The sequence below is a fragment of the Paraburkholderia sp. BR14374 genome (assembly GCF_040948685.1).
Taxonomy (GTDB): Bacteria; Pseudomonadota; Gammaproteobacteria; order Burkholderiales; family Burkholderiaceae; genus Paraburkholderia; species Paraburkholderia youngii.
In genome coordinates, this window is sequence record NZ_JBFPKF010000004.1 from 208,171 (window position 1) to 233,912 (window position 25,742).

The 25,742-nt window shown below is 61.5% G+C and carries 21 protein-coding genes and 3 pseudogenes; 17 read left to right on the forward strand and 7 right to left on the reverse strand.

Features of this window, described 5'->3' with window-relative positions:
- Window positions 1–88: 88 nt before the first annotated feature.
- Window positions 89–815 (forward strand): annotated as a pseudogene (locus AB3X86_RS11170) (IS481 family transposase); the annotation flags it as partial.
- 112 nt (window positions 816–927) lie between these two features.
- Here the strand turns inward: AB3X86_RS11170 and AB3X86_RS11175 are convergent.
- The 7 genes and pseudogenes from AB3X86_RS11175 to AB3X86_RS11205 all read right to left on the reverse strand — a co-directional run.
- Window positions 928–1,065: pseudogene (locus AB3X86_RS11175) on the reverse strand (LysR family transcriptional regulator); the annotation flags it as partial.
- Between the two features lie 178 nt (window positions 1,066–1,243).
- Window positions 1,244–1,645, reverse strand: a complete 402-nt coding sequence (locus AB3X86_RS11180; protein WP_368596014.1) for a tautomerase family protein — start codon at window positions 1,643–1,645, stop codon at window positions 1,244–1,246.
- A gap of 224 nt (window positions 1,646–1,869) precedes the next feature.
- Window positions 1,870–2,922 carry an alpha/beta fold hydrolase gene (locus AB3X86_RS11185; RefSeq protein WP_368596310.1) on the reverse strand — a complete coding sequence of 351 codons (1,053 nt, stop codon included), beginning with the start codon at window positions 2,920–2,922 and terminating at the stop codon, window positions 1,870–1,872.
- A gap of 118 nt (window positions 2,923–3,040) precedes the next feature.
- Complete coding sequence (locus AB3X86_RS11190) at window positions 3,041–3,442, reverse strand: DUF3331 domain-containing protein (protein WP_368596015.1); 402 nt, start codon at window positions 3,440–3,442, stop codon at window positions 3,041–3,043.
- 988 nt (window positions 3,443–4,430) lie between these two features.
- Window positions 4,431–5,120 (reverse strand): response regulator transcription factor, encoded by a 690-nt coding sequence (locus AB3X86_RS11195; RefSeq protein ID WP_368596016.1) that lies wholly within the window; start codon window positions 5,118–5,120, stop codon window positions 4,431–4,433.
- Window positions 5,107–5,511, reverse strand: coding sequence for a response regulator (locus tag AB3X86_RS11200; protein ID WP_368596311.1), 405 nt, complete (start codon window positions 5,509–5,511; stop codon window positions 5,107–5,109). Before AB3X86_RS11200 ends, AB3X86_RS11195 begins: the two co-directional genes overlap by 14 nt.
- Window positions 5,511–7,601, reverse strand: coding sequence for an ATP-binding protein (locus tag AB3X86_RS11205; protein ID WP_368596017.1), 2,091 nt, complete (start codon window positions 7,599–7,601; stop codon window positions 5,511–5,513). Before AB3X86_RS11205 ends, AB3X86_RS11200 begins: the two co-directional genes overlap by 1 nt.
- Before the next feature lie 708 nt (window positions 7,602–8,309).
- On the opposite strand from AB3X86_RS11205, the pseudogene AB3X86_RS11210 reads away from it, so the two are divergent.
- The 16 genes and pseudogenes from AB3X86_RS11210 to AB3X86_RS11285 form a co-directional block, all read left to right on the forward strand.
- Window positions 8,310–8,540 (forward strand): annotated as a pseudogene (locus tag AB3X86_RS11210) (isocitrate lyase/phosphoenolpyruvate mutase family protein); the annotation flags it as partial.
- A gap of 393 nt (window positions 8,541–8,933) precedes the next feature.
- Entirely contained in the window at window positions 8,934–9,383 is a 450-nt protein-coding gene (locus tag AB3X86_RS11215; RefSeq protein WP_368596018.1) for a PaaI family thioesterase, read from the forward strand.
- 446 nt (window positions 9,384–9,829) lie between these two features.
- Window positions 9,830–10,339: a LysR family transcriptional regulator gene (locus AB3X86_RS11220; protein WP_368596019.1), complete on the forward strand. Its 510-nt coding sequence runs from the start codon at window positions 9,830–9,832 to the stop codon at window positions 10,337–10,339.
- 125 nt (window positions 10,340–10,464) lie between these two features.
- Window positions 10,465–11,376 (forward strand): LysR family transcriptional regulator, encoded by a 912-nt coding sequence (locus AB3X86_RS11225; RefSeq protein WP_368596020.1) that lies wholly within the window; start codon window positions 10,465–10,467, stop codon window positions 11,374–11,376.
- Between the two features lie 114 nt (window positions 11,377–11,490).
- Window positions 11,491–13,608 (forward strand): 3-hydroxyacyl-CoA dehydrogenase NAD-binding domain-containing protein, encoded by a 2,118-nt coding sequence (locus tag AB3X86_RS11230; protein ID WP_368596021.1) that lies wholly within the window; start codon window positions 11,491–11,493, stop codon window positions 13,606–13,608.
- Window positions 13,609–13,632: 24 nt separating this feature from the next.
- A complete protein-coding gene (locus AB3X86_RS11235; RefSeq protein WP_368596022.1) occupies window positions 13,633–14,814 on the forward strand; it encodes an acetyl-CoA C-acyltransferase in 1,182 nt (393 codons plus the stop codon).
- Window positions 14,815–14,827: 13 nt separating this feature from the next.
- The gene (locus tag AB3X86_RS11240) at window positions 14,828–16,036 is read left to right on the forward strand and encodes an acyl-CoA dehydrogenase family protein (protein ID WP_368596023.1); all 1,209 of its coding nucleotides are present in this window, start codon (window positions 14,828–14,830) and stop codon (window positions 16,034–16,036) included.
- Between the two features lie 11 nt (window positions 16,037–16,047).
- Window positions 16,048–17,178 carry an acyl-CoA dehydrogenase family protein gene (locus tag AB3X86_RS11245; protein WP_368596024.1) on the forward strand — a complete coding sequence of 377 codons (1,131 nt, stop codon included), beginning with the start codon at window positions 16,048–16,050 and terminating at the stop codon, window positions 17,176–17,178.
- Window positions 17,179–17,182: 4 nt separating this feature from the next.
- On the forward strand, window positions 17,183–17,995 hold the full coding sequence (locus AB3X86_RS11250; RefSeq protein WP_368596025.1) for an oxepin-CoA hydrolase, alternative type: 813 nt from the start codon (window positions 17,183–17,185) through the stop codon (window positions 17,993–17,995).
- A gap of 34 nt (window positions 17,996–18,029) precedes the next feature.
- Complete coding sequence (locus tag AB3X86_RS11255; protein ID WP_368596026.1) at window positions 18,030–19,241, forward strand: CaiB/BaiF CoA transferase family protein; 1,212 nt, start codon at window positions 18,030–18,032, stop codon at window positions 19,239–19,241.
- The gene (locus AB3X86_RS11260) at window positions 19,238–20,224 is read left to right on the forward strand and encodes an NAD(P)H-dependent flavin oxidoreductase (protein ID WP_368596027.1); all 987 of its coding nucleotides are present in this window, start codon (window positions 19,238–19,240) and stop codon (window positions 20,222–20,224) included. Before AB3X86_RS11255 ends, AB3X86_RS11260 begins: the two co-directional genes overlap by 4 nt.
- 19 nt (window positions 20,225–20,243) lie before the next feature.
- Window positions 20,244–20,993 carry an electron transfer flavoprotein subunit beta/FixA family protein gene (locus AB3X86_RS11265; protein ID WP_368596028.1) on the forward strand — a complete coding sequence of 250 codons (750 nt, stop codon included), beginning with the start codon at window positions 20,244–20,246 and terminating at the stop codon, window positions 20,991–20,993.
- A 22-nt stretch (window positions 20,994–21,015) separates the two neighbouring features.
- A complete protein-coding gene (locus AB3X86_RS11270) occupies window positions 21,016–21,963 on the forward strand; it encodes an electron transfer flavoprotein subunit alpha/FixB family protein (protein WP_368596312.1) in 948 nt (315 codons plus the stop codon).
- A 50-nt stretch (window positions 21,964–22,013) separates the two neighbouring features.
- Window positions 22,014–22,331: a DUF485 domain-containing protein gene (locus tag AB3X86_RS11275; protein WP_368596029.1), complete on the forward strand. Its 318-nt coding sequence runs from the start codon at window positions 22,014–22,016 to the stop codon at window positions 22,329–22,331.
- Between the two features lie 3 nt (window positions 22,332–22,334).
- On the forward strand, window positions 22,335–24,020 hold the full coding sequence (locus AB3X86_RS11280) for a cation acetate symporter (protein ID WP_368596030.1): 1,686 nt from the start codon (window positions 22,335–22,337) through the stop codon (window positions 24,018–24,020).
- A 723-nt stretch (window positions 24,021–24,743) separates the two neighbouring features.
- Window positions 24,744–25,736, forward strand: a complete 993-nt coding sequence (locus AB3X86_RS11285) for an NAD(P)H-quinone oxidoreductase (RefSeq protein ID WP_368596031.1) — start codon at window positions 24,744–24,746, stop codon at window positions 25,734–25,736.
- Window positions 25,737–25,742: the final 6 nt, after the last annotated feature.

Below are 25,742 nucleotides of genomic sequence, written 5' to 3' on the forward strand. Positions count from 1 at the left end.
TCTGCATGATCTTCCTACGTGGGAGTAGTGTAGATTGAGCCCCCGAGTTGCGTGATTCATAGACCTCGTTTTAACTTGGAATGAGCCGATGGACCGCGAAATTGCCGAGCGATTACGATGGGTACGCACGTAGCATGAGACCGCTAGCGCCGGTCTCGTCCGCGCGAGGTGCGGGATCTCGCGACCAACCCTGCGCAAGTGGCTGGTCGCTACCGGAATGCTGGATTGGAGGGCTTTGATCTCAAAATCGCCGGCTTCTCCACAGTCCTAAGCGGAAGGTCTCTGAGCTGATCGTGCAACAATTCTTCGGCTGCGCGCCGAGCGCAAGGCGGCACGGCGGATCCAGAATGAGTTGCGTCTGCACGAGCAAAAAGTATTGCCCCTCGCGACCATTTACAAGGTTCTGTGACAAGCCTCTGTGAAACCCTTAATCCGCTCAAGGCGGCCGGCACAACCGGAACGCTACAGCCGTCCCGGTTTATGGGTATCGGGTCCGGATGTACACGATGAAGATCGCGCGAGGTGTCTACCAATACACGGCGATCGACGACTGCTCGCGCTATCGCGTGTTGGCTGTATAGCCGCGCAGAAATGCTCGCAGTACGCTGCTTTTTCTTGATCGCGTCATCGAGGGAATGCCGTTTCCGATCCAGCGTATCCAGACTGATCCGGTGCCGAGTTTTTGCCGAGTCAGTGCAGCGGCGTCCGATGGACGAATACACTAAAAATTTCCACCGATTCCGCCGCGCTCGCAACATTTCAACTGCAAGGTCGAGTGCTCACGACTCACTGGCCTTAACGAATTCTGGTTCTACCGTTGAGAGAGCTCGGAGTTCCTGCCGGAACTACGAGCTCTCTCATGCCAAGAAAACGGCCCTCAAGGAAGTTAAATGATGTCTGTGAATCGAACACCTGAGATTTTGACGATCATCCGTCGATCGTTGCTAGTGCGAGCTCATCCGCCTCCAACATCGACGGTACTTCTTCGCGAAGGAGGTGGATAAAAGCAAGAATCTTTGCGTCAAGGAAATGTCGTGACGGATACAAGACATAGACGTTCAGCACGCTGACGAAGACTGTTCACAGCTCATGGGAACTGAATGCATTGCGTTGTCTCCGTCGGCTTTCAAGGGCGTCGCCATGCGGGGCGGGCCCTGAACCAGCCCGCGCGAGCGTCGCAGATGGGTCCTTGCGTGCCAGTCTCGTTGGGCCTCCAAAGTTCGGCAACAGACATCGGCTCGCGCTACCAGCGCGGCGCGATACCCGCGAGTTGCGCGATTCCGCGACCAAACGAGAAATTCTCATTGGGTACTGGAATAAGCGAAGTAAAGACGTCGTCGGGCGATATACCCACGGTCTCTTCCAGAAGCCGAGCTATGGCAGCGTGCAGTTTCTGCTTGTCCTCGGCAGGACGGTGCGCGCCGAGTTGCACCGTGATGATCATTGCGTCAGCGGTTCGGTTCATATCCATGAAGGTCGGGTCGATGAAGAGCTCGTCCTCCTGATGTTCACTGACGATGATAAAGCGGTCGCCGGGCGGAATGCCGAGAGCCTCGACGAGCGACTGGTTCAAAGCATTGCCGATCGCTTTCTTTTGTTCCTTTGAAAATCGGCCAGCGGGAATGTGGGCGTGAAAGACGGGCATGAAAATCTCCGGTTAAAGTCAAAATGAAAGTTCTGATGGCGCGACTGGTTTTGCGCCGAACGGGCGCGTTATCTTTCAGGATAGCCAACAATCTGCGAGCTGGTAGCACTATTCATAAGGTGAGGTCCGGACCAGACTTTCCGATTACCACCTGTGATCTCGATCCGATCCGGAGACGCGCCACAACCCGCCCTCTGCGACTGAAATCGTCAGTGATTTCCAGCCTAATAACTGGCGATTTCGAGCAACGCGTCGGCAAACGCATCTGGCGCTTCTTGCGGCAGATTGTGCCCGACGCCGCCCGTGACGTTGCGGTGAATGTATTTGCCGACGAACCTCTTTGCATACGCTGCCGGCTCCGGATGAGGCGCGCCATTCGCGTCGCCTTCGAGCGTGATCGTCGGCACGGTGATGACGGGTGCTGCCGCAAGACGCCGTTCTAGTGCATCGTATTGCGGCTCGCCGTTCGAGAGGCCCAACCGCCACCGGTAATTGTCGATCACGATCGCAACGTGGTCCTGGTTCTGGAGTGAGCCAGCCGAGCGTTCGAACGTGGCATCGTCGAAGTTCCATTTCGGCGAAGCAAGTTGCCAGATGAGCTTCGCAAAATTGTGGCGGTTGGCTTCATAGCCGAGTTTGCCGCGTTCCGTCGCGAAGTAGAACTGATACCACCACGCAAGCTCTGCCTTCGGCTGCAACGGCACCTTGTTGGCCGCCTGGTTGCCGATCAGGTAACCGCTCACCGACACCAACGCCTTGCAGCGGTCCGGCCATAGCGCAGCGACGACATTGGCCGTACGCGCGCCCCAATCGAAACCACCAATGATCGCCCTCTGGATTTTCAATGCATCCATCAATGCGATGACGTCCACGGCCAGTACCGACTGCTGTCCATTGCGCACCGTATCGCTTGATAGAAACTGCGTCGTTCCATGACCCCGCAGGTGCGGAACGATCACGCGATAACCCGCCTGTGCAACGCGCGGCGCAACATCGGCGAAACTGTGAATATCGTAGGGCCAGCCGTGAAGCAGGATCACGGCGGGGCCGTCGCCCGGACCGACTTCCGCATATCCGACATTCAGAGCGCCCGCATCGACCTGCCTGATCCTGTCGAACGATAGCTGCGAAGCCAGCCGGCGAGTGTACGGATCCAACCCGGCACCATCGCTGGATGCGGCCAATGCGGGCCCTCCCAGGCCGAGTTCCATTGCTCCTACGCTCACGGCAGCTACGGCGAGGAAGTGCCGGCGACGTGTGTCCATTTGATCTTCCACCACTACTCTCCTCTCGAGGTTCAATTCCTTTCCACACATTGCCTAGCCAAGCCGAGCCTGCGCAGTCGTGACGGCCGAGATGCTTCGACCGCATCACGGCACCAACGCGTCGCCATGCTCAGGTTGCCAGGCTTGCTCCCTCATGCACTGCTGCTGCGAGGAGCATGTAGTCACGATTTGCAGGTGCGTAGGTCTCGCCAGCACGCGGCCGGAACACGGCATCGCCAGGACGGATTCGCATCCCTGTCAATACGCAAAATGACGATCTGCGCGCTACGCCTTTCCTCCACAATTGACCAGTGTAGTGACCGGATTGGGGATCGCTCCAGCATACAGTCAGCGTTTGTGCAGTAGGCTGTTCGACAATAAAAACGCGAGCAGGCGTCGCCACGCGCCCATTTCGTCGATAGATTGCTTTGTGGCCGTAATTATTTTTTTTACACTGTAACCGACGCGCTTCAGGTATCAGTAATGCAATCAATGCACGTCGGACAATATCATCCTCGACTTGGAAAGTCATAGCGGTCACCTTATTTCACGATCGATCAACCGTAAGCGGCATGGCCCACAGAACGTCATTGAACAGAGCCACGAAAATGGGATGCAGAGCTTGCCCCTCTTTGCGTAGCGCAGTTCTTTACCGCTGGACGCTAACCTTTGCTAACCGGACTGAACGGCATCGTTACCATCGCTGTGCGCCCTGGTTCCCGTAGCCGCCTGCCCGTATAGTATTCATCGCAGCAACTGGAAGCTGGCGCGAACTCAATACTACTGAGCGAGGCGGTAGCCATGGTCGCCGCCGCTGCCATACCGATAAAGCGTGGGCGTGTGAAGTGCTGAAGATCGAAATCGTCTGGCATACAAGCTCCTCTTGTGAATTTGACTTTCTCTTGCATAGGGACAGGAATGCGAGCACTGTGGCGCACATGCCCTTGCCAATGCACTCGATCGTCGAGAACAGTGCAACTGGGACGCATCGCCCGAATTCAATGGGCAACGCGGGTGCTATTGCCAATACGCTCGCCGCGCAGATAAACGTAAACGTCTGACGGGCAAAGCGCAGGTCAGCTATGGCCGCCATGCCAATCAGGAGCAGCATCAGCTTCGGCACCGCCACAACGAGCAACGGCCCGGAATAGACCGAAACACCGAGCTCAAACGGTGCCTCAACCAATGACCACCCACAGACAACAAGGACGAGTGGCTTGGAAGAGCGCTCCCATCCAGTCGCCGCGTCGGTGGCATTTTTTGAAACGCAATGCGCAAATATCCGCATGACCGACACCTGAAGGGTTGGCTATCCCGGAACAACGTTACGCTAAAGCCCAGGTGCGTTCTATTGTTCAAAGGTATTGGCGCGTTCCCGCGACTGACCGGCACGAATGCGTGCGTTAGCGCAGCACGCGGAAGACCATCGCGTCGCTGCGTTAGTGTGGCCTTCGGAGCCAGAATGAGTTTAGGAGATTTTAATTGGGACAGCGATCAGGACGTACGAACCATTGCGTCCCTCATGCAGCTCTTTCGAGCGCTGCACCCGGTGGGCAGTTCAGTTGAAGTTTCTGCGCCATGTTGATCAGACCCGCGAGCGAGAGCGCGTTCATCTTTCGCATGACCTGCGCGCGATGCGCCTTCACGGTGATTTCGCTGATGCCCAACTCAACGCCCACCTGTTTGTTCAATAGCCCTGTCACGACCAGCACCATGACCTCGCGTTCGCGTCGACTGAGCAAAGCGTAGCGATCCTCGACCGCCTTTATCCTCGCCGCTTCGCTCAATACGGCGCGGCTCCGCTCGATGGCCAACCGGATCGCATCGAGCAGGATTTCGTCATCGAATGGTTTGGTGAGAAATTCAACCGCGCCGGCCTTCATGGCTTGCACCGTCATCGGTACGTCGCCATAGCCGGTGATGAAAATAATTGGCATTTCCTTGTGCTGGGACGCGACGTGGCTCTGCAACTCAAGGCCGTCAATATCCGGCAACCGGACATCTAACACGAGGCAATTCGGAACCGTAGCGCGCGGACGTCCGAGGAAGTCGCGCGCAGATGCATACGCTTCGGCCCTTAAACCAGCGTAGCGAATGAGCGCTTGCAGCGATTCACGCACCGAGACGTCGTCATCGACGATAAACACGACGGGCGCGGCGTGCGTGGCCAATGCCTCTTCCGGTCCACGTTCGACTTCACTGGCCAGCATCACTGCGACCTCCTCCTGTCACGGCACCGTCCAGCCCTGCGCGAATCGCCTCCAGCAACTCGATGTCGCTGAATGGTTTGCACAGGCATGCGACTGCACCCTGTTCGAGCACCTGAGAACGGAGAATGTCGTCCGCATGGGCACTGATGAAAACAATGGGAACGTTTTTTCCACGCCGCCGCAGCTCCTGCTGCAGGTCGAAGCCGGACATACCTGGCATGTCGATATCGAGCACGAGACACTGTGCATCGTCTATACAGCCGGAGGCCAGAAACGCTTCCGCCGATACAAACGCCCTGACAGAAAAATCGAATTCACGCAGCAGTTCGTGCAGCGATTCACGCACCGACTCGTCGTCATCGACTGCAGCGATAAGCGGTTGTTCCGTCATCACGGGTGCCTCGTCGCGTCACACATCGCGGCGTGCGCATGCTGGAGCCTGCCGCCAGAAGCATCGGTCTGCGACATGGAACCTGCACCGCAGGGGACGGAGAATACAAACGTGGCGCCGAACTGTTCGTTCGAGGTCGCCCACAGCCGGCCTCCGTGGCGCTCGATGATATGGCGGCTCACGGACAGGCCCATACCCATCCCTTCTCGTCTGGTCGTGTAGAACGCGTCAAAAAGTCTTGCCGCGTCCTCTGGCTTAAACCCTGTCCCGGTGTCGGTCACGGCGACGCGTAGCCGGTCACCGTAGTCCGGGTCGATCCTGACCAGTATCCGCCTCGGACGGTCGCCGACGCCCTGCATCGCCTCGACGGCGTTGAGCAGCAGGTTCAGTATTACCTGCTGAAGTTGGACTTTGTCGCCTGTGACGTGAGGAAGGTGGTCCGCCATTTTCAAATGCAGCACAATCCGTTTCCGGCGGATTTCGCTACGTAACAACTCGATGACCTCGTGTGCGGCATCGCCCAGGTCCACGCTATCGGTCACGACAATTTCTTTTCTGAACATCGCCCGCAGGCGGGTCACCACCTCCGAAGCGCGTTGCCCGTCTCGGATGGTGCGTTGCGCCGTCTCAAGCGCACCTTCGACATTGGGCGGCTCCGCACTCAGCAATCGCGCCAGGATCCGGGCATTAGTCATGACGCCAGCGAGCGGCTGATTAATCTCATGTGCGATGGAAGCAGACAGCGCACCCAGACCGTTGACGCGGCTTACATGCGCCAGTTCTGCTCGCAAGCCATAGAGCGCTTCCTCGGACTGCCTGCGCTCAGTCACATCCTGCACCGCGCCAATGAAGTCCAGTTGGCCTTGCGAACTAAACGTCGCATGCGCCTGCATGCGCACATACTTGAGCATGCCATCGGGCAGGAGCAGACGGTAATCGCACTCCAGATCCTTACCATCACGGGCCAGATCCAGCGCGTTATCGACGATATGACGATCGCCTGGGTGAACCCGCGCCCTGACGATATCCATCGTTATCCGTGCTCCAGGCTCGACTCCGTAGATTCGGTAGAGTTGTTCCGAACAACTGATTCCGCCACTCGACGGACGCCAGCAGAAACTTCCGCTCAAACTGATCTGTTCGACTTTGGCCATCAGCGCAGCACTTTTCTGTAATTGCTCGGCCGCCTGTTTGCGTGCTGTGATGTCGCGCGTCACTCCCAATTGCACGATCGATCCGTCGCTGCTATGCAATGGCGCTGCGTGCGTTTCCATATGACGGCGCTCACCGAGCAACGTGATGATGTCGAATTCCAGAAAACCCGTTTTGCCCGAGCAGATCTGCTGATTGAAGTCGACGTACTCATCGCGATGTTCGAGCGCGACGAAATCGTAAAAGCATTTCCCGACGAGTGCGTCCGGACCCGATGCACCAGCCAGGTCGCTTCCTGCAGAATTGACACGCAGCAGCGTACCGTTGCGTGTGATGACCTTCACGCATTCGGGTGTCGTTTCCACGATCGCCCGAAAGCTTTCCTCGCTTCTTCTCAGCGCCAGGTCGATCTTTGCCCGTTCCGTCGCCACGCTCACGATGTGCGCGAACTCCGCCATCAGATCACGTTGGAACGGGGTGGGATCTCCGGATGCCGGCGAATAGAGAGTGAAACTTCCCAACGCTTCGTGGGCACGTGACAGGATCGGCACCGCCCAGCAAGCCCGCCTCCCGTCTGCGAGATTCCGCTCTCGCCACGCTGGCGACCATCGGGTCTCCGAGGCTATATCCGACACGATGATCGGAGCCTTGGAGGATATTGCCAGATCACACGGTCCAGATTCGTTACAGACGATATCTACATTCGCCGTAGCATCGGCCTGCGTAAAACTCGGCGCACCCGCCCGCAGCGATTTCAGGCTATCGGCATCGATCATCGATATGCCACACCGACACCCGCCCGCGAGCTCCTCGGCGAGCTTCCGAATATCATTCAATACCCCGCGCAATGGCAGTCCCAAAGCAACCATCTCGAGCAGGCGCTTGCCACCCTCCAATAATGCTTCGGCAGACTTGCGGCCAACGATCTCGATCTGCATGAGGATCCAAAAAAGCAATTAACCCGTCGTCTCGCGACGGAAGACGTTGTAACAGAGACTAGCAATCGATACGGACACGGAGGAAAACAGGTGCGCTTACTCAGATGCCGCGCTCGCTACAGCCGATCCATCGAACCGGGCAACAGCCGATTCCAGACAAGCTTCCCTGGTTTTCGCTCCGCACACGCTTTTTGGGCAGGAGAGCGAGATATTGCATGTCGACCGCCATGCGCTGGATTGTGCTGGCGCGACGTTCAACCTCGACAATCACGTCCCTCGCGAGCACCTGTTAAGAAAGGCATCGATCGCTTCCTGGACCTGCGTGATGTGCGCAAGCATCTCCCGCGTCGGCAGGACAATGGGTATGTAGGCACAGGGGTTTCCCTGCGGATCCATGGAAACGGCCCGCACGGTGATATTGCGTCGGACGCCCATCCCTTGATGTGGTACGCAAGTATCGCGTACGAGCAAATCACAACCCAGAGAGCGCCGAAGGCAATCAGGAAGTCGTCCATGATCCCCTCCATTTTCTATGCCATGCCGGCGGCCTCGTAATCATCCATCGCGGCGGCGAAATAGAATTGTCAGACAATTTCATTCATACTCCTACTTGATATCCATGCAGCCCGGGAAATGCCAGGAAGTGCCCGACCTGGTCGAGGTCGACGAAATTTTCCGCTACGCCAAGGGGATAGCGTAAGGCCACTCAAGGAGGACAATCAAATAATTGTCATGGATACGCTGAGCGCTGCTGACGCAGCCGCGGCCGTAGGAATTGATGCCGCCATAGAGCGGGCTGTCGCCTACGTCGAAGCGGGCGCGGACGGGATTTTTCTAGAGACGATGAATACGCTCGACGACTGTCGCCGCTTTGGGGCAGCTGTAAGTGTGCCCACCCGCGCGAACCTGGCCGAGTTCGGCTGGACTCCGATTTTCACGACCGCGAACTGAAGAGTCCGTCGTCGGTCGCTAGCCGGCCACAAGCTGTCGCTGCTTTGCATCGGTTGGGCGGCCATCGACGTTTCGTGTCATTCAGATCGCTTGGGCGCCAGTCATCCCACGTCCGCAAGAGGACTGCTTGCCGTCTCGTGCGGCTCGCTTGCGGCAATCTCGCCGTGGCGCCAGGTAGTCGGTCGGACGGACTCGAGGAAGCGCATTAGAGGCAAGCGGGTATTGAAACAATAGGAAGCAATGAAGCGATGCCCACGTCCAAGCAATGCGATGAATTAGCACGATCGTTCGAAAAATAGTACGATGGCGAATCGGCGGGCCACTCCGCCGCTTGATCAGCGTGCGCGCCCAGACGCGCGACCTTCGACGGAGATTGCTTCGATGAACCTCATTACAGAACTGCCCGCCGGCCTGACCGGCCTCGAACAGCTGCAGCGCATGATGCAAGGGGGCCGCGGCCCGTCTATTGGCATGACGCTCGGTTTCGAACTCGTCGAAGCGGAAGAGGGCCGTGTCGTGTTCGCCGGCACGCCCGGCCTGCACGTGTACAACCCGATTGGCACCGTGCACGGCGGCTATGCCGCGACGCTGCTAGATTCCGCTTGCGGGTGCGCCGCGCATTCGCGCCTCGGCCCAAATCAGGGATACACCACGCTCGAACTGAAAGTCGCCTACCACCGGCCCATGACCGCCGATACCGGCCTCGTGCGTGCCGAAGGGCGCGTGCTCAGCATCGGGCGGCGCGCCGCTTTCACGGAGGCCAGCATCACGGATCCGCAGGGCAAGCTCTATGCGTCCGCAACCTCTACCTTGCTCGTATTCGATCGTTGAATTATGTTTCGCGGCCCGCACCACACGGGCCGCGAAGCAAGGCGCTTGCGCGAGGGTGCGGAAGAGCAGTGAACCGAACCAAACAACAGAAACGCCATGTCTGCGGAAACGACCCCAGATGGCCGTGGAACACCTGATAGCAGCCGTAGAGGTGATGCGGGGCTCAAGGTCCTGTCAGGGTCCAACGTCACTGAAGCGCCGACCCGAATGTCCGCACTGCGCTGGTTGCTACTTTGGAAGGCCGGTCGTGGGACCGACGCAAGAGAGTTGTAGCGGCCCGACTGAACCGAAGCGTGATGAGTCTTTCATGGCAGTGCGGACGCGGCTGATGATTCACTATAGTAGGAAGCAGCTTTCAAAATCGCGATTGCGCTTTTCTGAATCCGACGTTGATCTTTTGGCAATTGCGCATTCATGCGATCGAAATGACGCTACAAGGAGGCGCAATGTCCGGATTAAACATCCATTCCCTGACGAGACGGATCGACCTGTTCACGTTGAGGTTGTTTCTGACCGTGGTGGAGGAGCAGCAGATCCGGCGCGCCGCGTTGACGGAGAACGTTACACCGTCCGCGACGACGAGGCGGATTCAGGATCTGGTGGACATGACAGGTATTGGCCTGTTGGACCGTTTGCCGGGCGGCATGGTCACGAGCGCCGCGGGCGAAGTGCTGGCGCGCCACCTGCGCCTGCTGTTCGCGAATCTCGATGTGATGCGCCGCGAGGTCAGCGAATTCACCAAGGGCGTGCGCGGCCATATCAGTGTAAGTTCCGAGCGCCATCATCGTCCATTTTCTCGCTCGGGAAATCGCCGACTTCGCCAGGCGCGACATCCTCGCCTATTGCACCGACCGCCTCGTTGTCGTCGCGCCACGCGGGCACCAGGCCTTGGGCAAGGCGGAGCTTGGCGTGACGAGTCAGTCGGAGAGCATGCTGTCCAAAGAGGACTTCGATAAAGTGGCGACGGTGCCGCTCGACGAGCCCTGGACTCACCGGCAGATTTGTGTCGGGACAAAGCGCGGGGAAGTATTGACGGCGGCCATAAAGGCCCTAGTCGCACAGTTGAGCGATCGCTAGCATCATGGACCTGAACCTCATCGGCCTCTTCGTCGAGATCGTCGAATCTCGCAGTTTGAGCGGCGCCGCGCGCAAACTCGGCATGACGCGCGCGAACATCAGCCAGCGGCTCAAGCTGCTGGAGCGCGAAACGGGCGCGCAATTGCTGCGCCGCTCGACGCGCAGCTTCGAACTGACGCAAGCCGGACACATGCTGTACGAGAGCGGCAAGCGCATGCTGGAAGACCTCGGTGCGGCGCGCGCGTCGATCGACAGTCTCGGGCAAACGTTGAGCGGCCGCGTGCGCATCAGCGTGCCGACAGGCTTCGGCCGCATGTTCATCGGCTCGAAGCTGCTCGAGTTCGCGCGCGCGCATGCGGGCATCAAGCTCGATGTCACTTTCAATAATCGCGTCGAAGACCTGATCGCCGCCGAGGTAGATGTCGCCTTGAGAATCACGCGCACGCCGCCGCTCGATTGCGTGGCGCGCAATATCTGCCCGATCGACTGGCATCTGTACGCTTCAGAGCAGTATGTGCAAGCTCATGGTCCGATCGAAGGTCCCACCGATCTGCAGCGACAGACGTTCGTCGCCTCGCCGCATCCAGACCGGCGCGTGACCATGACGCTCACGCACAAGCAGAACGAGACCGATTGGCACGACATCACGATCCAGCCTGCGCTGCAATCGTCCGACTACCCGTTGCTCACCGAAGCGGTGTGTCAAGGGCTCGGTATTGGGCTGCTGCCGGCCTACATCGAATACGCGCCCGAAAGCCGCGGACTCATGCGCATCCTGCCGCAATATCGCATCGCGGGGCCGCAAAACACGCTGTATATCGTGACGCTGCCGAATCGTTATCCGTCGGCGGCGACGCAGGCGCTGATCGATTACCTGCGCGCCGAGATCGTCGCGCTCGCGCAAAAGTGGGATTGAAGCGGGCGCGCGGCGTCAATTTTCAGTTAACGGTTTGTCAACTGGCAGTAGGATTGTCAAGGCAATAGCTGCCTACCACAATCGCCCTACACCCATTACATGGAGACAAGGGCGATGCCAGGAGCTTCCACGCCTGCCGTGAGGCACGAACTGCGCGACGGCATTCTCGTCGTGACCGTCGACAATCCGCCGGTCAACGCGCTCGGCGCGAATGTGCGCGGCGAACTGCGCGCCGCCATCGAAGCCGCCCAGAACGATCCCGACGTCGTGGCCGTGTTGCTGATCGGCGCGGGCCGCAACTTCATCGGCGGCGCAGACATCCGCGAGTTCGGCATGCCGCCCGTGCAACCGTCGCTGCCGGAAGTATGCAACCGGGTCGAAGCCTGCACGAAGCTCGTCGTCGCCGCGATTCACGGCGTGGCGCTTGGCGGTGGCCTCGAAGTCGCGCTGGCGGCGCATTATCGGATCGCATTGCCCGATGCGAAACTCGGCTTTCCCGAAGTGACGCTGGGCTTGTTGCCGGGCGCGGGCGGCACGCAACGCGCGCCGCGTCTGCTCGGTGCACAAGTCGCGCTCGATCTGATGCTGAGCGGCCGTCACGTCGGCGCGAACCTTGCGCACGCACTCGGTCTGGTCGATCGAATCGGCGCCGGCATTGACGTGTTGGCAGAAGGTCTCGCCTATGTCCGTGCATTGCTCGACTCTCGTGCTCCGGTGCGTCGCACTTGCGATGCACGAGGACTCGCCGATCGTGCGGCAAGCCGCGCGGCGATCGAAGCGGCACGCGTCGAAGTATCGAAGCGTTCGCGACATCTTTTCTCCCCACTGAAGATCGTCGATGCGGTGCAGGCCGCGCTCGAAATGTCCTTCGCCGATGGCCTGCGCCACGAACGCCAACTGTTTCTGCAGTGCCTCGACAGTCCGCAGCGCGCGGGCTTGATCCATGCATTCTTCGCGGAGCGCGCGGTACTGAAGGCGCCGGAAACGCGCAAGGCAAAGCCGCGCGCGATCGCGAGCGTCGGCGTGATCGGCGGCGGCACGATGGGCGCGGGCATCGCGGTGGCGCTGCTCGATGCGGGACTCTCCGTGACGATGATCGAACGTGACGATGCAGCGCTGGCACATGGCCGCGCGAACGTCGAGAAGGTGTACGACGCGCTCATCGCCAAAGGCCGCATGATGCCGCAGGCCAAGGCGGCGCTGCTCGCGCGCTTCGCTGGCAGCACGTCCTACGAAGCGCTGCGCACGGTCGATCTCGTCATCGAAGCGGTCTTCGAGGACATGGCCGTAAAGAAGGCCGTGTTCGCCGAACTCGATCGCGTCTGCAAACCGGGCGCCGTGCTCGCGACCAATACGTCGTATCTCGACATCGACGCGATCGCCGCGAGCATCTCGCGTCCCGCCGATGTCATCGGCCTTCACTTCTTCTCTCCGGCGAACCTGATGAAGCTGCTGGAAGTCGTGGTGCCCGTGCAGGTCGGCGCCGATGTCGTCGCCACGGCGTTCGATCTCGCGAAGAAGCTGCGCAAGGTGCCGGTGCGCGCGGGCGTGTGCGATGGCTTCATCGGCAATCGCGTGCTGGCGATCTATCGCGCGGCCGCAGATCACATGATGGAAGACGGCGCATCGCCGTATCAGATCGACCGCGCGGTACGCGAATTCGGCTTTCCGATGGGACCGTTTCAGGTCGCGGACCTCGCGGGCGGCGACATCGGCTGGGCCACGCGCAAGCGCCGCGCCGCCACGTGCGATCCGAAGTTGCGCTACGTGCAGATCGCCGATCGCATCTGCGAGCGCGGCTGGTTCGGCCAGAAGAGCGGGCGCGGCTACTACCTGTATGCCGATGGCGCGCGCGCCGGCAAACCCGATCCCGAGGTCGAAGCGATCATCGACGCCGAACGCGAGCGCGCCAACATCACGCCGCGCACCTTCACCGACGAGGAGATCATACGCCGCTACATGGCGGCGATGATCAACGAAGGTGCGAACGTCGTGCATGAAGGCATCGCGTTGCGGCCGCTAGACGTGGACGTCACGTTTCTTTACGGCTATGGCTTTCCGCGTCATCGCGGCGGCCCGATGAAATATGCCGATAGCGTCGGGCTTGCCAACGTGCTTGCCGACATCCGCGAGTTCGCGAAAGAAGATCCGGTGTTCTGGCAGCCGTCGCCGCTCATCGTCGATCTGGTCGAACGCGGCGCCACGCTCGCGAGCCTCAATCAATCCGCTTGAACCCGACAGATTGGAGATAGATACATGCGCGAAGCTGTCATTGTTTCCACTGCTCGCACGCCGCTCGTCAAGGCGCATCGCGGCGAATTCAATATCACGCCGGGCCCGACGCTCGCGTCGTTCGCGGTGCGTGCCGCGGTCGAGCGCTCGGGCGTCGATCCCGAGACCATCGAGGACGCGATTCTCGGCTGCGGTTATCCCGAAGGCACGACCGGCCGCAACGTCGCGCGCCAGAGCGCGATTCGCGCTGGCTTGCCGCTGTCCATCGCGGGCACGACCGTCAACCGCTTCTGCGCGTCCGGCCTGCAGGCGATCGCGATGGCGGCGGGGCGCATCGTCGTCGACGGCGCGCCCGCGATGATCGCCGGTGGTGTCGAAAGCATCTCCGGTATCCAGACGCGTGAAGACGGCGTGAGCGGCGTCGATGCGTGGATCGTCGAGCACAAGCCGTCACTCTACATGGCGATGATCGACACCGCCGACATCGTCGCGAAGCGCTACGGCATCAGCCGCGAGGCGCAGGACCAGTTTTCGGTGGAGAGCCAGCGTCGCACGGCCGAAGCGCAACGCGCCGGTCGCTACGCCGGCGAAATCATCCCCGTCACGACGACGATGTCCGTCACGGACAAGGAAACGCGCGCCGTGAGTTATCGCGAAGTGACCGTGTCCGCCGACAACTGCAATCGCCCCGGCACGACTTACGAAGCACTCGCAAAGCTCGCACCGGTCAAGGGTCCGGACAAGTTCATCACGGCAGGCAACGCCTCGCAGAACGCCGATGGCGCCTCCGCCTGCGTGCTGATGGAAGCGACGGCCGCCGAGCGCGCGAACCTCGCGCCGCTCGGCGCGTTTCGCGGTCTTGCGCTCGCGGGCTGCGAGCCGGACGAAATGGGGATCGGTCCGGTACTCGCGGTGCCGAAGCTGCTCGCGCGTCATGGCCTCACGGTCGACGACATCGGCCTGTGGGAGCTCAACGAAGCATTCGCATCGCAGGCGTTGTACTGCCAGAAGCGACTAGAGCTTCCGTCGGAGCGTCTGAACGTGAACGGTGGCGCGATCTCGATCGGCCATCCGTTCGGGATGACGGGCTCGCGTCTGGTCGGGCACGTCCTCATCGAAGGACGGCGGCGCGGCGTGAAGTACGCCGTCGTCACGATGTGCATGGCCGGGGGCATGGGCGCCGCCGGGCTCTTCGAAATCTATTGAGAGTAGCGCAGTCATGAATCTGAATTTCACCCCTGAGGAAGAAGCGTTTCGCGCGAGCGTCGTGCGCTTTCTCGACGAGAAACTACCGGCGCGGCTGTCGACCAAGGTTCGCAACGGTCTGCGCCTCACGCGCGACGACATGGCCGAATGGCACGCGATCCTGAATGCGCAGGGCTGGCTCGCGAACCATTGGCCGAAGGAATACGGCGGCCCTGGCTGGAACACCGCGCAGAAGTTCATCTTCGAGAACGAATGCGCACTGGCCGGCGCGCCGCGCATCGTGCCGTTCGGCGTGAACATGCTCGGCCCCGTGCTGATCAAGTACGGCAGTGAGGCGCAAAAGCGCTACTGGCTGCCGCGCATTCTCGATGGCGCCGACTGGTGGTGCCAGGGCTATTCGGAGCCGGGCGCGGGCTCCGATCTCGCGTCGGTGAAGACGACAGCCGTGCGCGGTATCGACGATCAGGGCGAGCATTACATCGTCAATGGCCAGAAGACGTGGACCACGCTCGGACAGCACGCGAACATGATCTTCTGCCTCGTGCGCACGGCCACCGACGTGCGCAAGCAGGAAGGCATCAGCTTTCTGCTCGTCGATATGAACGCGCCGGGCGTCGAAGTGCGGCCGATCATCACGCTCGACGGCGAGCACGAAATCAACGAAGTGTTTTTCACGGACGTGCGCGTGCCTGCCGCCAATCTCGTCGGCGAAGAGAACAAGGGTTGGACTTACGCGAAATATCTGCTGACGTACGAGCGCACGAACATCGCGGGCGTGGGCTTTTCTGTCGCCGCATTCAACCGCCTGCGCAAGTTCGCCGCCAAGCAGCTGCGCAATGGCCGGCCGCTCGCCGGGGATCCCGCGTTCGCGGCACGCATGGCTCGCGTCGAGATCGATCTGGAAAACATGAAGACGACCAACCTGCGCGTGATCGCCGCGGTGGCCGGTGGCGGCGTGCCCGGTGCCGAGAGTTCGATGCTCAAGATTCGCGGAACCGAGATCCGCCAGGAAATCTCTTCGCTGATGCGCCGCGCGATGGGTCCCTACGCACAGCCCTTCATCGAGGAAGCGCTCGTCGAGGGCTACGGCGAACCACGCGTCGGCCCGGAAGAAGCCGCGAGCGCCGCGACGCAGTACTTCAACAACCGCAAGCTGTCGATCTTCGGCGGCTCCAACGAAATCCAGAAGAACATCATCTCGAAGATGATCCTGGGACTGTGAGGCGAGAAGCGATGAATTTCCAGCACACCGAAGACCGCCGCATGCTGGCGGATACGCTGAACCGCTTTGTTGCCGAACAGTACGGCTTCGCGACGCGCGACACGCTCGCGCGCAGCGATATGGGTTTCAGCCTTGAAATGTGGCAGCGCTTTGCCGACCTCGGCGTCGTCGGTGCGCTGTTCAACGAAGCCGATGGCGGATACGGCGGCGATGGCTTCGATATCGCCGTCGTATTCGAGAGCCTCGGACGCGGGCTCGTCCTCGAACCGTTTCTCGGTGCGCTCGTGGTCGGACATGCGCTCGCGCAAGCCGGCAATGGTGCTCAGAAGGCGCTGATCGCGAGCCTCATCGAAGGACGTGTCGCCGCCGCGCTCGCGCACGAAGAACCCGGCTCGCACTACGAACTGGCGAACGTGACGACGCGCGCCGCGCGCACTTCGAACGGCTGGGTGCTGACGGGCGCGAAGGCAGTCGTGCAGCAGGGCGAGCACGCCGACTTCTTCCTCGTCTCGGCGCGCACGAGCGGCGCACCCGACGCGCAAGTCGGCATTTCGCTGTTCATCGTCGAGCGTGACACGGCTGGCGTCGAGTTGCGCGGCTATCCGAAGATCGACGGCGGACGCGCCGCTGAACTGCGTCTGAATGAAGTCCGCATCTCGCAGCACGCATTGCTCGGGGAACCTCATGCCGGCTTCGCGACGCTCGAGAGCGCCATCGGCGCGGGCGTGCTCGCGTTGTGCGCGGAAGCGCTCGGCGCGATGGATGTCGCGAAGGAATACACGCTCGACTACCTGCGCACGCGCAAGCAGTTCGGCGTGGCCATCGGCAGCTTTCAGGCGCTGCAGCATCGCATGGCCGACATGCTGCTGGAAATCGAGCAGGCGCGCTCGGCGGTCATCAACGCGGCGGCCGCGCTCGGCGCGGGACGCATCGAGCGCGAGCGCGCGCTGTCGGCGGCGAAGCACACGATCGGACGCATCGGCGCGCGCGTGGCCGAAGAGTGCATCCAGATGCATGGCGGTATCGGCATGACCTGGGAATTGCCGCTCGCGCACTACGCCAAGCGCCTGGTGATGATCGACCATCAGTTCGGGGATGAAGATCACCATCTCGAACGCTATATCGCATTGAACAGGAGCTGAGCTCATGAACGAACCAATCCTTTCGCGCCGCGATGGCGCGGTGCTGGTGCTGTCGCTGAACAACCCGGCTGCGCGCAATGCGCTCACGACGGAAATGTATAACGCGCTTCCCGAAGCGCTCGCAGAGGCGCAGCGCGACGCCGATATCGGCGCGATCGTGCTGACCGGCGTCGGCAGCGCCTTCTGCGCGGGCGGCGATCTGAACCGGCTCGCGCAACGTCGCGCGATGACGCCGGCCGACCGGCGCGCGGGCATCGAAGTGCTGCACGGCCTGATTCGCGCCATCCGCGATTGCAGCAAGCCGGTGATCGCGGCGGTCGAAGGCGCAGCGGCGGGCGCGGGCCTGTCGATCGCGCTCGCGTGCGACCTGCTCGTCGCGGCGCGCGATGCGTCGTTCTCGGTGGCCTACGTGAAAGTGGGCCTTTCGCCCGATGCCGGCGCGACCGCGTTTCTGTCCGGCTGCGTGTCGCGTCAACTGCTGACGGAGCTGTGCCTGACCGGCAAGCCGGTCACGGGCGAACGCATGCATGCGCTTGGCGTCTCCAATCGGCTGACCGAAACGCAGGGCGCACTCGTGGAGGCGATCGCTCTCGCGCAGACGCTCGCGGCCGGTCCCGAACGGGCGAGCGCGCGAATCAAGAGCCTGTGCCGTCGCGCAGGCGAGCACACGCTCGATGCGCAACTCGATCTCGAAGCGCAATACATGACGGAATCGCTCGGTGACGATGAATCCGCCGAAGGCATCGCCGCGTTCTTCGGCAAGCGTCGCGCCGACTATGTGGGGTTGCGTCGCGGCACGGCCGTGCAGTCGCAATAGATGCCTCGACATCACTCTCGATACCGGACTCAACATGTCAAACCCGATTTCCTCACTGCCGCTCGCCGGTGTTCGCGTTCTCGATTTGTCCCGCGTGCTCGCGGGACCGTGGTGCGCGATGGTGCTCGGTGATCTCGGCGCCGAAGTCATCAAGGTCGAGCATCCCGTGCGCGGCGACGACACACGCGACTGGGGCATGCGCGTCGGCACGACCGAGACGACCTACTTCAACAGCGTCAACCGCAACAAGCGCTCGGTGTGTCTCGATCTGCAAAGCGCCGAAGGGCAGCGCATCGCGCGTGAGCTCGCGCAGCAATGCGATGTCGTGATCCAGAACTTCAAATACGGCGGGGCGGAAAAGCTCGGTCTGGGCTACGCGCAACTCGCCGAAGGCCGCGACGAGCTGATCTATTGCTCGATCTCGGGCTATGACCGCCGTGGCCCGGAAGCGGCGCGCCCCGGATACGACATCGTGGTGCAGGGCGAGGCGGGCCTGATGGCGATGAACGGCGACGCCGATCAGCCGCCGCTGAAGTTCGGCGTCGCCGCCGTCGATCTGTTCACCGGCATGTATTCGGCGCAGGCGGTGCTGGCCGCGCTGTTCGAGCGCCAGCGGACCGGCAAGGGACGCCACGTCGAAATGGCGCTGTTCGATTGCGGCCTGATGATCACCTCGTACTGCGGGCTCGACTCGCTGATGCGCGGTGAGGATCCGCCGCGCTTCGGCAACGCGCATCCGTCGATCGTCCCTTACGGCGTGTTCGATGCCGCCGATGGTCCGCTCGTCATCGCGGTCGGCAACAACCGGCAGTACGAGCGTTTCTGCCGCGAAGTGATCGAACGTCCCGATCTCATCGATGACGAGCGCTATCGCACGAACATCGTGCGCGCGGCCAATCGCGAAACGCTGGTACCCGAACTGACGCGCGCAATCGGCTTGCACAGGCGCGAGGTGCTGCTCGAGCGTCTCGCGGGCGCGGGCATTCCATGCGGCGAGGTGCTCGGCCTTCACGAAGCGCTCACGTCGAAGCGCGCGGAGGAGGGGGGGCTCGTGACGACGTGCCCGCATTCCGAGGCCGGCAGCACGCATGTGCTCGCGCCGCCTTATCGCTTCGACGGTGCGCGTCTGCCTGTGCGAAGCGGGCCGCCGCGACTCGGCGAGGCTACGTACGACGTTTTGCAGTCGCTGCTCGGTTTGTCCGCCGGGCAGATCTCACAACTGAAAGCCGAGGAGGTCACCTCATGAGTCAGGTTGCTTTTTCCAATGCCGTCACCGAGCTGTTCGGCACACGCTTGCCGATCGTCGCCGGTGGTCTGATGTGGCTCGCCGACGCGGACTATGTCGCCGCCGCATCGCGTGCCGGCATCATCGGCTTCATCACGGCGGCGAGTTTTCCGGAGCCGCAAGCGCTGCGTGCTGAGATCAGACGCTGTCGCGAGTTGTGCGAGGGCGGGCCGTTCGGCGTCAACGTGTCGATGCTGCCGAAGCTCGTGCCCGGCGAGAAGACGCGCGAAGTGTTCGAGTTGATCATCGACGAAGGTGTGAGGGTCGTCGAAACGTCGGGGCGAAATCCCGAGGAATTCATGCCGCTCTTGAAGGACGCCGGCGTGAAGGTGCTGCACAAGGTGCCGTCGGTGCGTTTCGCGGTCAAGGCGGCATCGGTCGGTGTGGATGCGGTCGCGATCGTGGGCGCCGAATGTGGCGGACATCCGGGGATGGATATGGTCGGCTCGTTCGTCAATGCAGCGTGGGCCGAAAGTCATCTGGAGATTCCCTATCTGATCGGCGGCGGCATCGGGCGTGGCTCGCAGCTTGCCGCCGCGCTCTCGATGGGCGCGTCCGGCGTGGTCGTCGGCACGCGCTTCGTCGTGGCCGAGGAGATCTGGGCGCACGACGACTACAAGCAACGACTGGTGGACGCCGGACCGACCGACACCGACCTGTGCATGACCTCCGTGCGCAATACCGTGCGCACGCTGCGCAACGAGACGACGATGGCCGTGAAGGAGCTCGAGGCGTGCAACGCGAACGTGACCATTCAGGACCTCATGCCGATGGTGTCCGGCAAGCTCGGTCGCGATGCCTATCTCACCGGAGACTGGAGAAAAGGGCTGCTGTCGGCGGGCCAGTCGCTGGCGTTCGTGGATCGCATCGAGCCGCTCGCCGATATCGTGCAGCGCTTCGAGCGCGACATGCGTCAAGCGATGGCGCGTGTGGCGATCAAGTGATCAATGCAAGGAGAGTGGAGTGAAGATTCTGGTGCCGGTGAAGAGAGTCATCGACTACAACGTGAAGGTCCGGGTGAAGTCGGATAACACGGGTGTCGATATCGCGAACGTGAAGATGTCGATGAACCCGTTCGATGAAATCGCGGTTGAAGAAGCCGTGCGTCTGAAGGAAGCGGGCGTCGCGACCGAAGTGATCGCCGTGTCGGCCGGTGTGACGCAGTCGCAGGAAACGCTGCGCACCGCGCTTGCGATCGGCGCGGACCGCGCGATCTTGATCGAATCGAACGAAGACCTGCAGCCGCTCGCAGTCGCGAAGCTGCTCAAGGCGCTGGTCGACAAGGAGCAGCCTTCGCTCGTCATTCTGGGCAAGCAGGCGATCGACGACGATTCGAACCAGACCGGCCAGATGCTCGCCGCGCTGGCGAACCTGCCGCAGGCGACGTTCGCGTCGAAAGTGGTCGTGGCGGATGGCAAGGCGACGGTATCGCGTGAAGTGGATGGCGGCGCGGAAACGCTGTCGCTGACGCTGCCGGCCGTGGTCACGACCGATCTGCGCCTGAACGAGCCGCGCTACGTGACGCTGCCGAACATCATGAAGGCCAAGAAAAAGCCACTGGAAACGGTGAAGCCCGAAGACCTCGGCGTCGATGTCACGCCGCGTCTGAAGACGCTGAAGGTCGCCGAGCCTCCGAAGCGCTCCGCCGGTGTGAAGGTGCCGGACGTGAAGACGCTGGTCGAGAAGCTGAAGACCGAAGCCAAGGTGCTGTGAGGAGACGCAAGAAATGACGAATCTGGTTAACCTGGTAGTAGCAGAACACGATAACGCGTCGATCAAGGCCGCGACGCTGAATACGATCGCCGCGGCACAGAAGGTCGGCGGTGAGATTCACGTGCTGGTCGCGGGTCGCAACGCGCAAGCCGCGGCCGATGCCGCAGCGAAGATCGCCGGCGTCGCCAAGGTACTGCTGGCCGACGCGCCGCAACTCGAAGCGGGTCTCGCGGAAAACGTCGAAGCGACGGTGCTGACGCTTGTGCAGGGTGCGGCGAAGAACTACACGCACATCCTCGCGCCGGCTACCGCTTACGGCAAGAACATCGCGCCGCGTATCGCCGCAAAGCTCGACGTCGCGCAGATCAGCGACATCACCGCGGTGGACAGCGCCGACACGTTCGAGCGTCCGATCTACGCGGGCAACGCGATCGCAACGGTTCAATCTCAAGACCCGATCAAGGTCATCACCGTGCGCTCGACCGGTTTCGACGCCGTCGCAGCCGAAGGCGGCAGCGCAGCGGTCGAAAAGATCGAAGCCGCAGCCGACGCAGGCATCTCGCAATTCGTGAGCCGCGAAGTGACGAAGCTCGATCGTCCGGAACTGACGAGCGCGAAGATCATCGTGTCGGGCGGCCGGGGTCTGGGCAATGGCGAGAACTACACGAAGGTGCTGGAACCGCTGGCCGACAAGCTCGGCGCGGCACTGGGCGCATCGCGCGCGGCGGTCGACGCGGGCTTCGTGCCAAACGACTATCAGGTCGGCCAGACCGGCAAGATCGTCGCGCCGCAACTGTATGTCGCGGTAGGCATTTCGGGCGCGATCCAGCATCTCGCGGGCATGAAGGACTCAAAAGTCATCGTCGCGATCAACAAGGACGAAGAAGCACCGATCTTCAGCGTTGCCGACTACGGTCTCGTCGGCGATCTGTTCGCGGTCGTTCCGGAGTTGACGAAAGAGTTGAGCTGAGCCGTCAACGTCAAAGCGACGTCATTCGAAAACATGAAGGAGACAGACCCATGCAGCAAGCCCATATCGATCGAACGGCGGCGAGCCCCGCGTATCGCCGGCTCGTCGCACAGCGGCGCCGGTTCAGCTTCACGCTGACCGCACTGATGATCGTCACGTACTACGGTTTCATTCTGTTCGTCGCGCTCGCGCCGCACCTGCTCGCGCGTCCGCTCTATGCGGGCGCGACGACGAGCATAGGCATCGTTGTGGGCGTCGGCATCATCGTGATTGCCATCGCGATGACCGGCTGCTACGTGCTGCGCGTCAACTGCAGCTTCGATCCGTCGATGAGCGCGCTGCTCGCCGACATCCGGCAAGGAGACTGAGCGATGCAAGCCATTCGCCTCATCCTCGCCGCGAGCCTCGCGTCGCTGTCCGTGCTCGCGCGTGCGTCTGCCATCGAAGGTCCGGTGCGGGACCATGTCGAGCTGAACCCCATCGCGATCGCCACGTTCCTGCTGTTCGTGCTCGTCACGCTCGGCATCACGCGCTGGGCGGCGCGCAGAACGCGCACCACCAAAGAGTTCTATAGCGCCGGCGGCGGGCTCAGCGGCTTTCAGAACGGGCTTGCCATCGCGGGCGACTACATGTCCGCGGCATCGTTTCTCGGCCTCTCCGGCATGGTCTTCATGTTCGGCTTCGACGGTCTGATCTATTCGATCGGCTTTCTGGTCGGCTGGCCGTTCGTCATGTTCCTGCTCGCCGAGCCCTTGCGCAATCTCGGCAAGTTCACGTTCGTCGATGTGGTCGCCTATCGTTTCAGACAGGCGCCGATTCGTCTGCTGACTGCGAGCACGTCGCTCGTCGTCGTGATCTTTTATCTCGTCGTGCAGATGGTCGGCGCGGGAAAGCTGATCCAGTTGCTGTTCGGCTTGCCGTACTGGATGGCCGAGGTGATCGTCGGCGTGCTGATGGTCGTCTACGTGTTCTTCGGCGGCATGACGGCGACGACGTGGGTGCAGATCATCAAGGCCGTGCTGCTGCTGTGCGGCGCGACGTTCATGGCCATAACCGCGCTCGCGCAATTCGGCTTCAGTCCCGATCAGATGTTCCGGCGCGCGGTCGACGTTCATCCCGCGGCGCTCAGCATCATGGCGCCCGGCAAACTGCTGAAGGACCCGTTCAATGCGCTTTCCCTCGGCATCGCGCTGATGTTCGGCACCGCCGGTTTCCCGCATATCCTGATGCGCTTCTTCACCGTTCCCGATGCGAAGGAAGCGCGTAAGTCGGTATTCATCGCGACCGGATTTATCGGGTACTTCTATCTGCTGACCTTCATCATCGGCTTCTCGGCGATCGCATTGCTCGCTCAACATCCCGAGTTCTTCAAAACGGCCGCCGATGGCCATTTCGATCTCACGCGCGATCTGCTTGGCGGCTCGAACATGGTCGCGGTCAATCTCGCGCGCGCGTTGGGCGGCAATCTGTTCTACGGCTTCATCGCGGCCGTGACCTTTGCGACGATTCTCGCGGTAGTCGCCGGGCTGACGCTGTCTGGTGCGACCACGGTTTCGCACGACCTCTACGCGTGCTGGCTCGCGCGCGGCAAGGGCGATGAAGCACGCGAAATGCGTATATCGCGCGCGGCAACCCTGATGCTGAGCGTCGTCGCGATCGGCTTCGGCATTTTCTTCGAGCATGTGAACGTGGCGTTTCTCGTAGGCCTGGTTGCGGCGGTCGCGGCCAGCGCGAATTTTCCGGTGCTCGTAGCGTCGATTTTCTGGCGCGGCATGACGACTCGCGGCGCTGTCGTGGGCGGCGGCCTCGGACTCGTGTCCTCGGTGTTGCTGACGCTCCTCTCCAGATCGGTATGGGTCGACGTGCTGCATCAGGCGCATGCGGTCGTGCCGCTCGACAATCCCGCGTTTATTTCGATGCCGCTTGCGTTCGCGGGCATCTGGACTTTCTCGATGCTGGATCGCGGCGCGGGTGCGCAGCGCGAGCGCGAAGCCTTCGCCATGCAGGAGTTTTATGGCCAGACGGGTATCTTGCCCATGGAGGCGGTCGACCACTGATCCTGTTCGTCGCAGCGATTATTGACCGCTTTGAAATGGTGCTTTTATCGACATGGTCTTTCTCGCTGAGCGGACGTTTTCTCCATTAGCCGCTTGACCCCGCCTCGAGTTGCAACTACCGACACCTCACGCGCCTCCGACCGAGGCGCATCAGTGCAGCACTTCAAGGGAATAGCGATGAATAGACGTGAAATCAGGGGTGCCCTTGATTTTCGTGCAAATTTCCGGTTCGGCACACCTAAGCCTGGCGCGGGTCTTCCTTGTGGCCCTGTATAAATATCGGCTTTTCACCAGGACTTGCGAATTGAACAATTGAACGATCAGGCTGCTACCGTTTTCCACCCAAATGTAGTCCGCAAAGGGTTGCGGACGCCCTCTGCAATATCGATTCAGCGGTCAGACCACAGCTCGTGCTCGTCGACTGGCAGCTGAAGCGGGCAAATCACCTGCTGCATTTCGATAGCGTCTGGTTTCGTGTACCTGACGGCCGTGGTGGATCGGGCAGCGCGCAAAATTCTCGCACGCCGGATGGCACCACATTCCGCTAGACGGAATCCAATAATCAATCCGCCATTCGTTGCGCCTCCCTTATGCCAGTAAGTAGTTCGCTTGGTGAGCGCTGATGATCGGAACGGCGATTCCGCTGACCGGAATATAAGTTTTGATACAGCGGAATGCCTGCCGTATCTTTTTAGCCAGACGAGCGACAGGAGCGGACTGGCTGTGCAAACGATCCATATTTCCCGCGCGGGCGGCCCGGAGGTACTGCAGGGGATCATCTGCCCGCAGCCACAAGCGGGACCAGGTGAGCTCCTGCTTCGTGTTTCCTACGCTGGCGTGAACCGGCATGACTGCAACCAGCGGGCGTCGGCGCGCCATCCCAATATCACGCTGCCAGCGAATATCCCAGGTCTCGAAGTGGCGGGCGAGGTGATGGCCTGCGGGCCTGGCGTAGAGAACTTCCGGCCCGGCGACTCCGTCTGCGCGTTGGTCGATGGCGGTGGCTATGCCGAGATGTGTTTGGCCGACGCAGCGCTGACCCTGCCCTGGCCGACCGATGAACTGCGTACCGGAGCCGCGTTGCCCGAGGGCCTATTTACCGCCTGGTACAACCTTATCGAACTGGCCAGGCTGCGGCCCGGCGAGCGGCTGCTGATCCATGGTGGCACGAGTGGGGTCGGTTTGATTGCCACGCAGCTCGCCGTCATGGGTGGAGCAGAAGTATGGTCAACCTGCGGCAACGAGGAGAAGCGTGCACTGAGTGCCAGTTTCGGTGCGGCCCGTACCTTCAACTATCGTGCGCCTGACTTTCTTCCCGCCCTGCAAGAAGCGGTAGGCAATGGGATGGACGTGATCCTGGATCTCTCGGGCTTGTGCTACTTCAATTCCAATCCGAAGCTCGCGGCTGATGGTGGTCGCATCATTTACCTCTCTTCATCCTCCGGCGAGCCAGTGCCGCTCAATGGTGCAGCGTTGATGACACGCCAGGTGTGGATTACCGCCTCGCGCTTGCGGCAACTGCCGCGCGAACATAAAGCCCGGCTTGCTGCAGCGCTGACCGGCGCGCACTGGCTGGATCTGTCCGCGATCCGTTTGCACATCGATTCCGAGTATCCACTGGCTGAGGCCGCCCGCGCGCATGAGCGCATGGAAAGCGGCGGGCATGCCGGCAAGATCCTGCTCGCCGTTAGCGAACCCGTCCAATTCCACCAGTGAGTTTGA

Coding starts and splice junctions, on each gene's coding strand:
- AB3X86_RS11180 (WP_368596014.1), bottom strand. CDS start 1,645: ATGCCCGTCTTTCACGCCCACATTCCCGCTGGCCGATTTTCAAAGGAA.
- AB3X86_RS11275 (WP_368596029.1), top strand. CDS start 22,014: ATGCAGCAAGCCCATATCGATCGAACGGCGGCGAGCCCCGCGTATCGC.
- AB3X86_RS11255 (WP_368596026.1), top strand. CDS start 18,030: ATGTCAAACCCGATTTCCTCACTGCCGCTCGCCGGTGTTCGCGTTCTC.
- AB3X86_RS11280 (WP_368596030.1), top strand. CDS start 22,335: ATGCAAGCCATTCGCCTCATCCTCGCCGCGAGCCTCGCGTCGCTGTCC.
- AB3X86_RS11235 (WP_368596022.1), top strand. CDS start 13,633: ATGCGCGAAGCTGTCATTGTTTCCACTGCTCGCACGCCGCTCGTCAAG.
- AB3X86_RS11260 (WP_368596027.1), top strand. CDS start 19,238: ATGAGTCAGGTTGCTTTTTCCAATGCCGTCACCGAGCTGTTCGGCACA.
- AB3X86_RS11220 (WP_368596019.1), top strand. CDS start 9,830: ATGTCCGGATTAAACATCCATTCCCTGACGAGACGGATCGACCTGTTC.
- AB3X86_RS11195 (WP_368596016.1), bottom strand. CDS start 5,120: ATGCTGGCCAGTGAAGTCGAACGTGGACCGGAAGAGGCATTGGCCACG.
- AB3X86_RS11200 (WP_368596311.1), bottom strand. CDS start 5,511: ATGACGGAACAACCGCTTATCGCTGCAGTCGATGACGACGAGTCGGTG.
- AB3X86_RS11205 (WP_368596017.1), bottom strand. CDS start 7,601: ATGCAGATCGAGATCGTTGGCCGCAAGTCTGCCGAAGCATTATTGGAG.
- AB3X86_RS11215 (WP_368596018.1), top strand. CDS start 8,934: ATGAACCTCATTACAGAACTGCCCGCCGGCCTGACCGGCCTCGAACAG.
- AB3X86_RS11250 (WP_368596025.1), top strand. CDS start 17,183: ATGAACGAACCAATCCTTTCGCGCCGCGATGGCGCGGTGCTGGTGCTG.
- AB3X86_RS11230 (WP_368596021.1), top strand. CDS start 11,491: ATGCCAGGAGCTTCCACGCCTGCCGTGAGGCACGAACTGCGCGACGGC.
- AB3X86_RS11245 (WP_368596024.1), top strand. CDS start 16,048: ATGAATTTCCAGCACACCGAAGACCGCCGCATGCTGGCGGATACGCTG.
- AB3X86_RS11225 (WP_368596020.1), top strand. CDS start 10,465: ATGGACCTGAACCTCATCGGCCTCTTCGTCGAGATCGTCGAATCTCGC.
- AB3X86_RS11190 (WP_368596015.1), bottom strand. CDS start 3,442: ATGACTTTCCAAGTCGAGGATGATATTGTCCGACGTGCATTGATTGCA.
- AB3X86_RS11240 (WP_368596023.1), top strand. CDS start 14,828: ATGAATCTGAATTTCACCCCTGAGGAAGAAGCGTTTCGCGCGAGCGTC.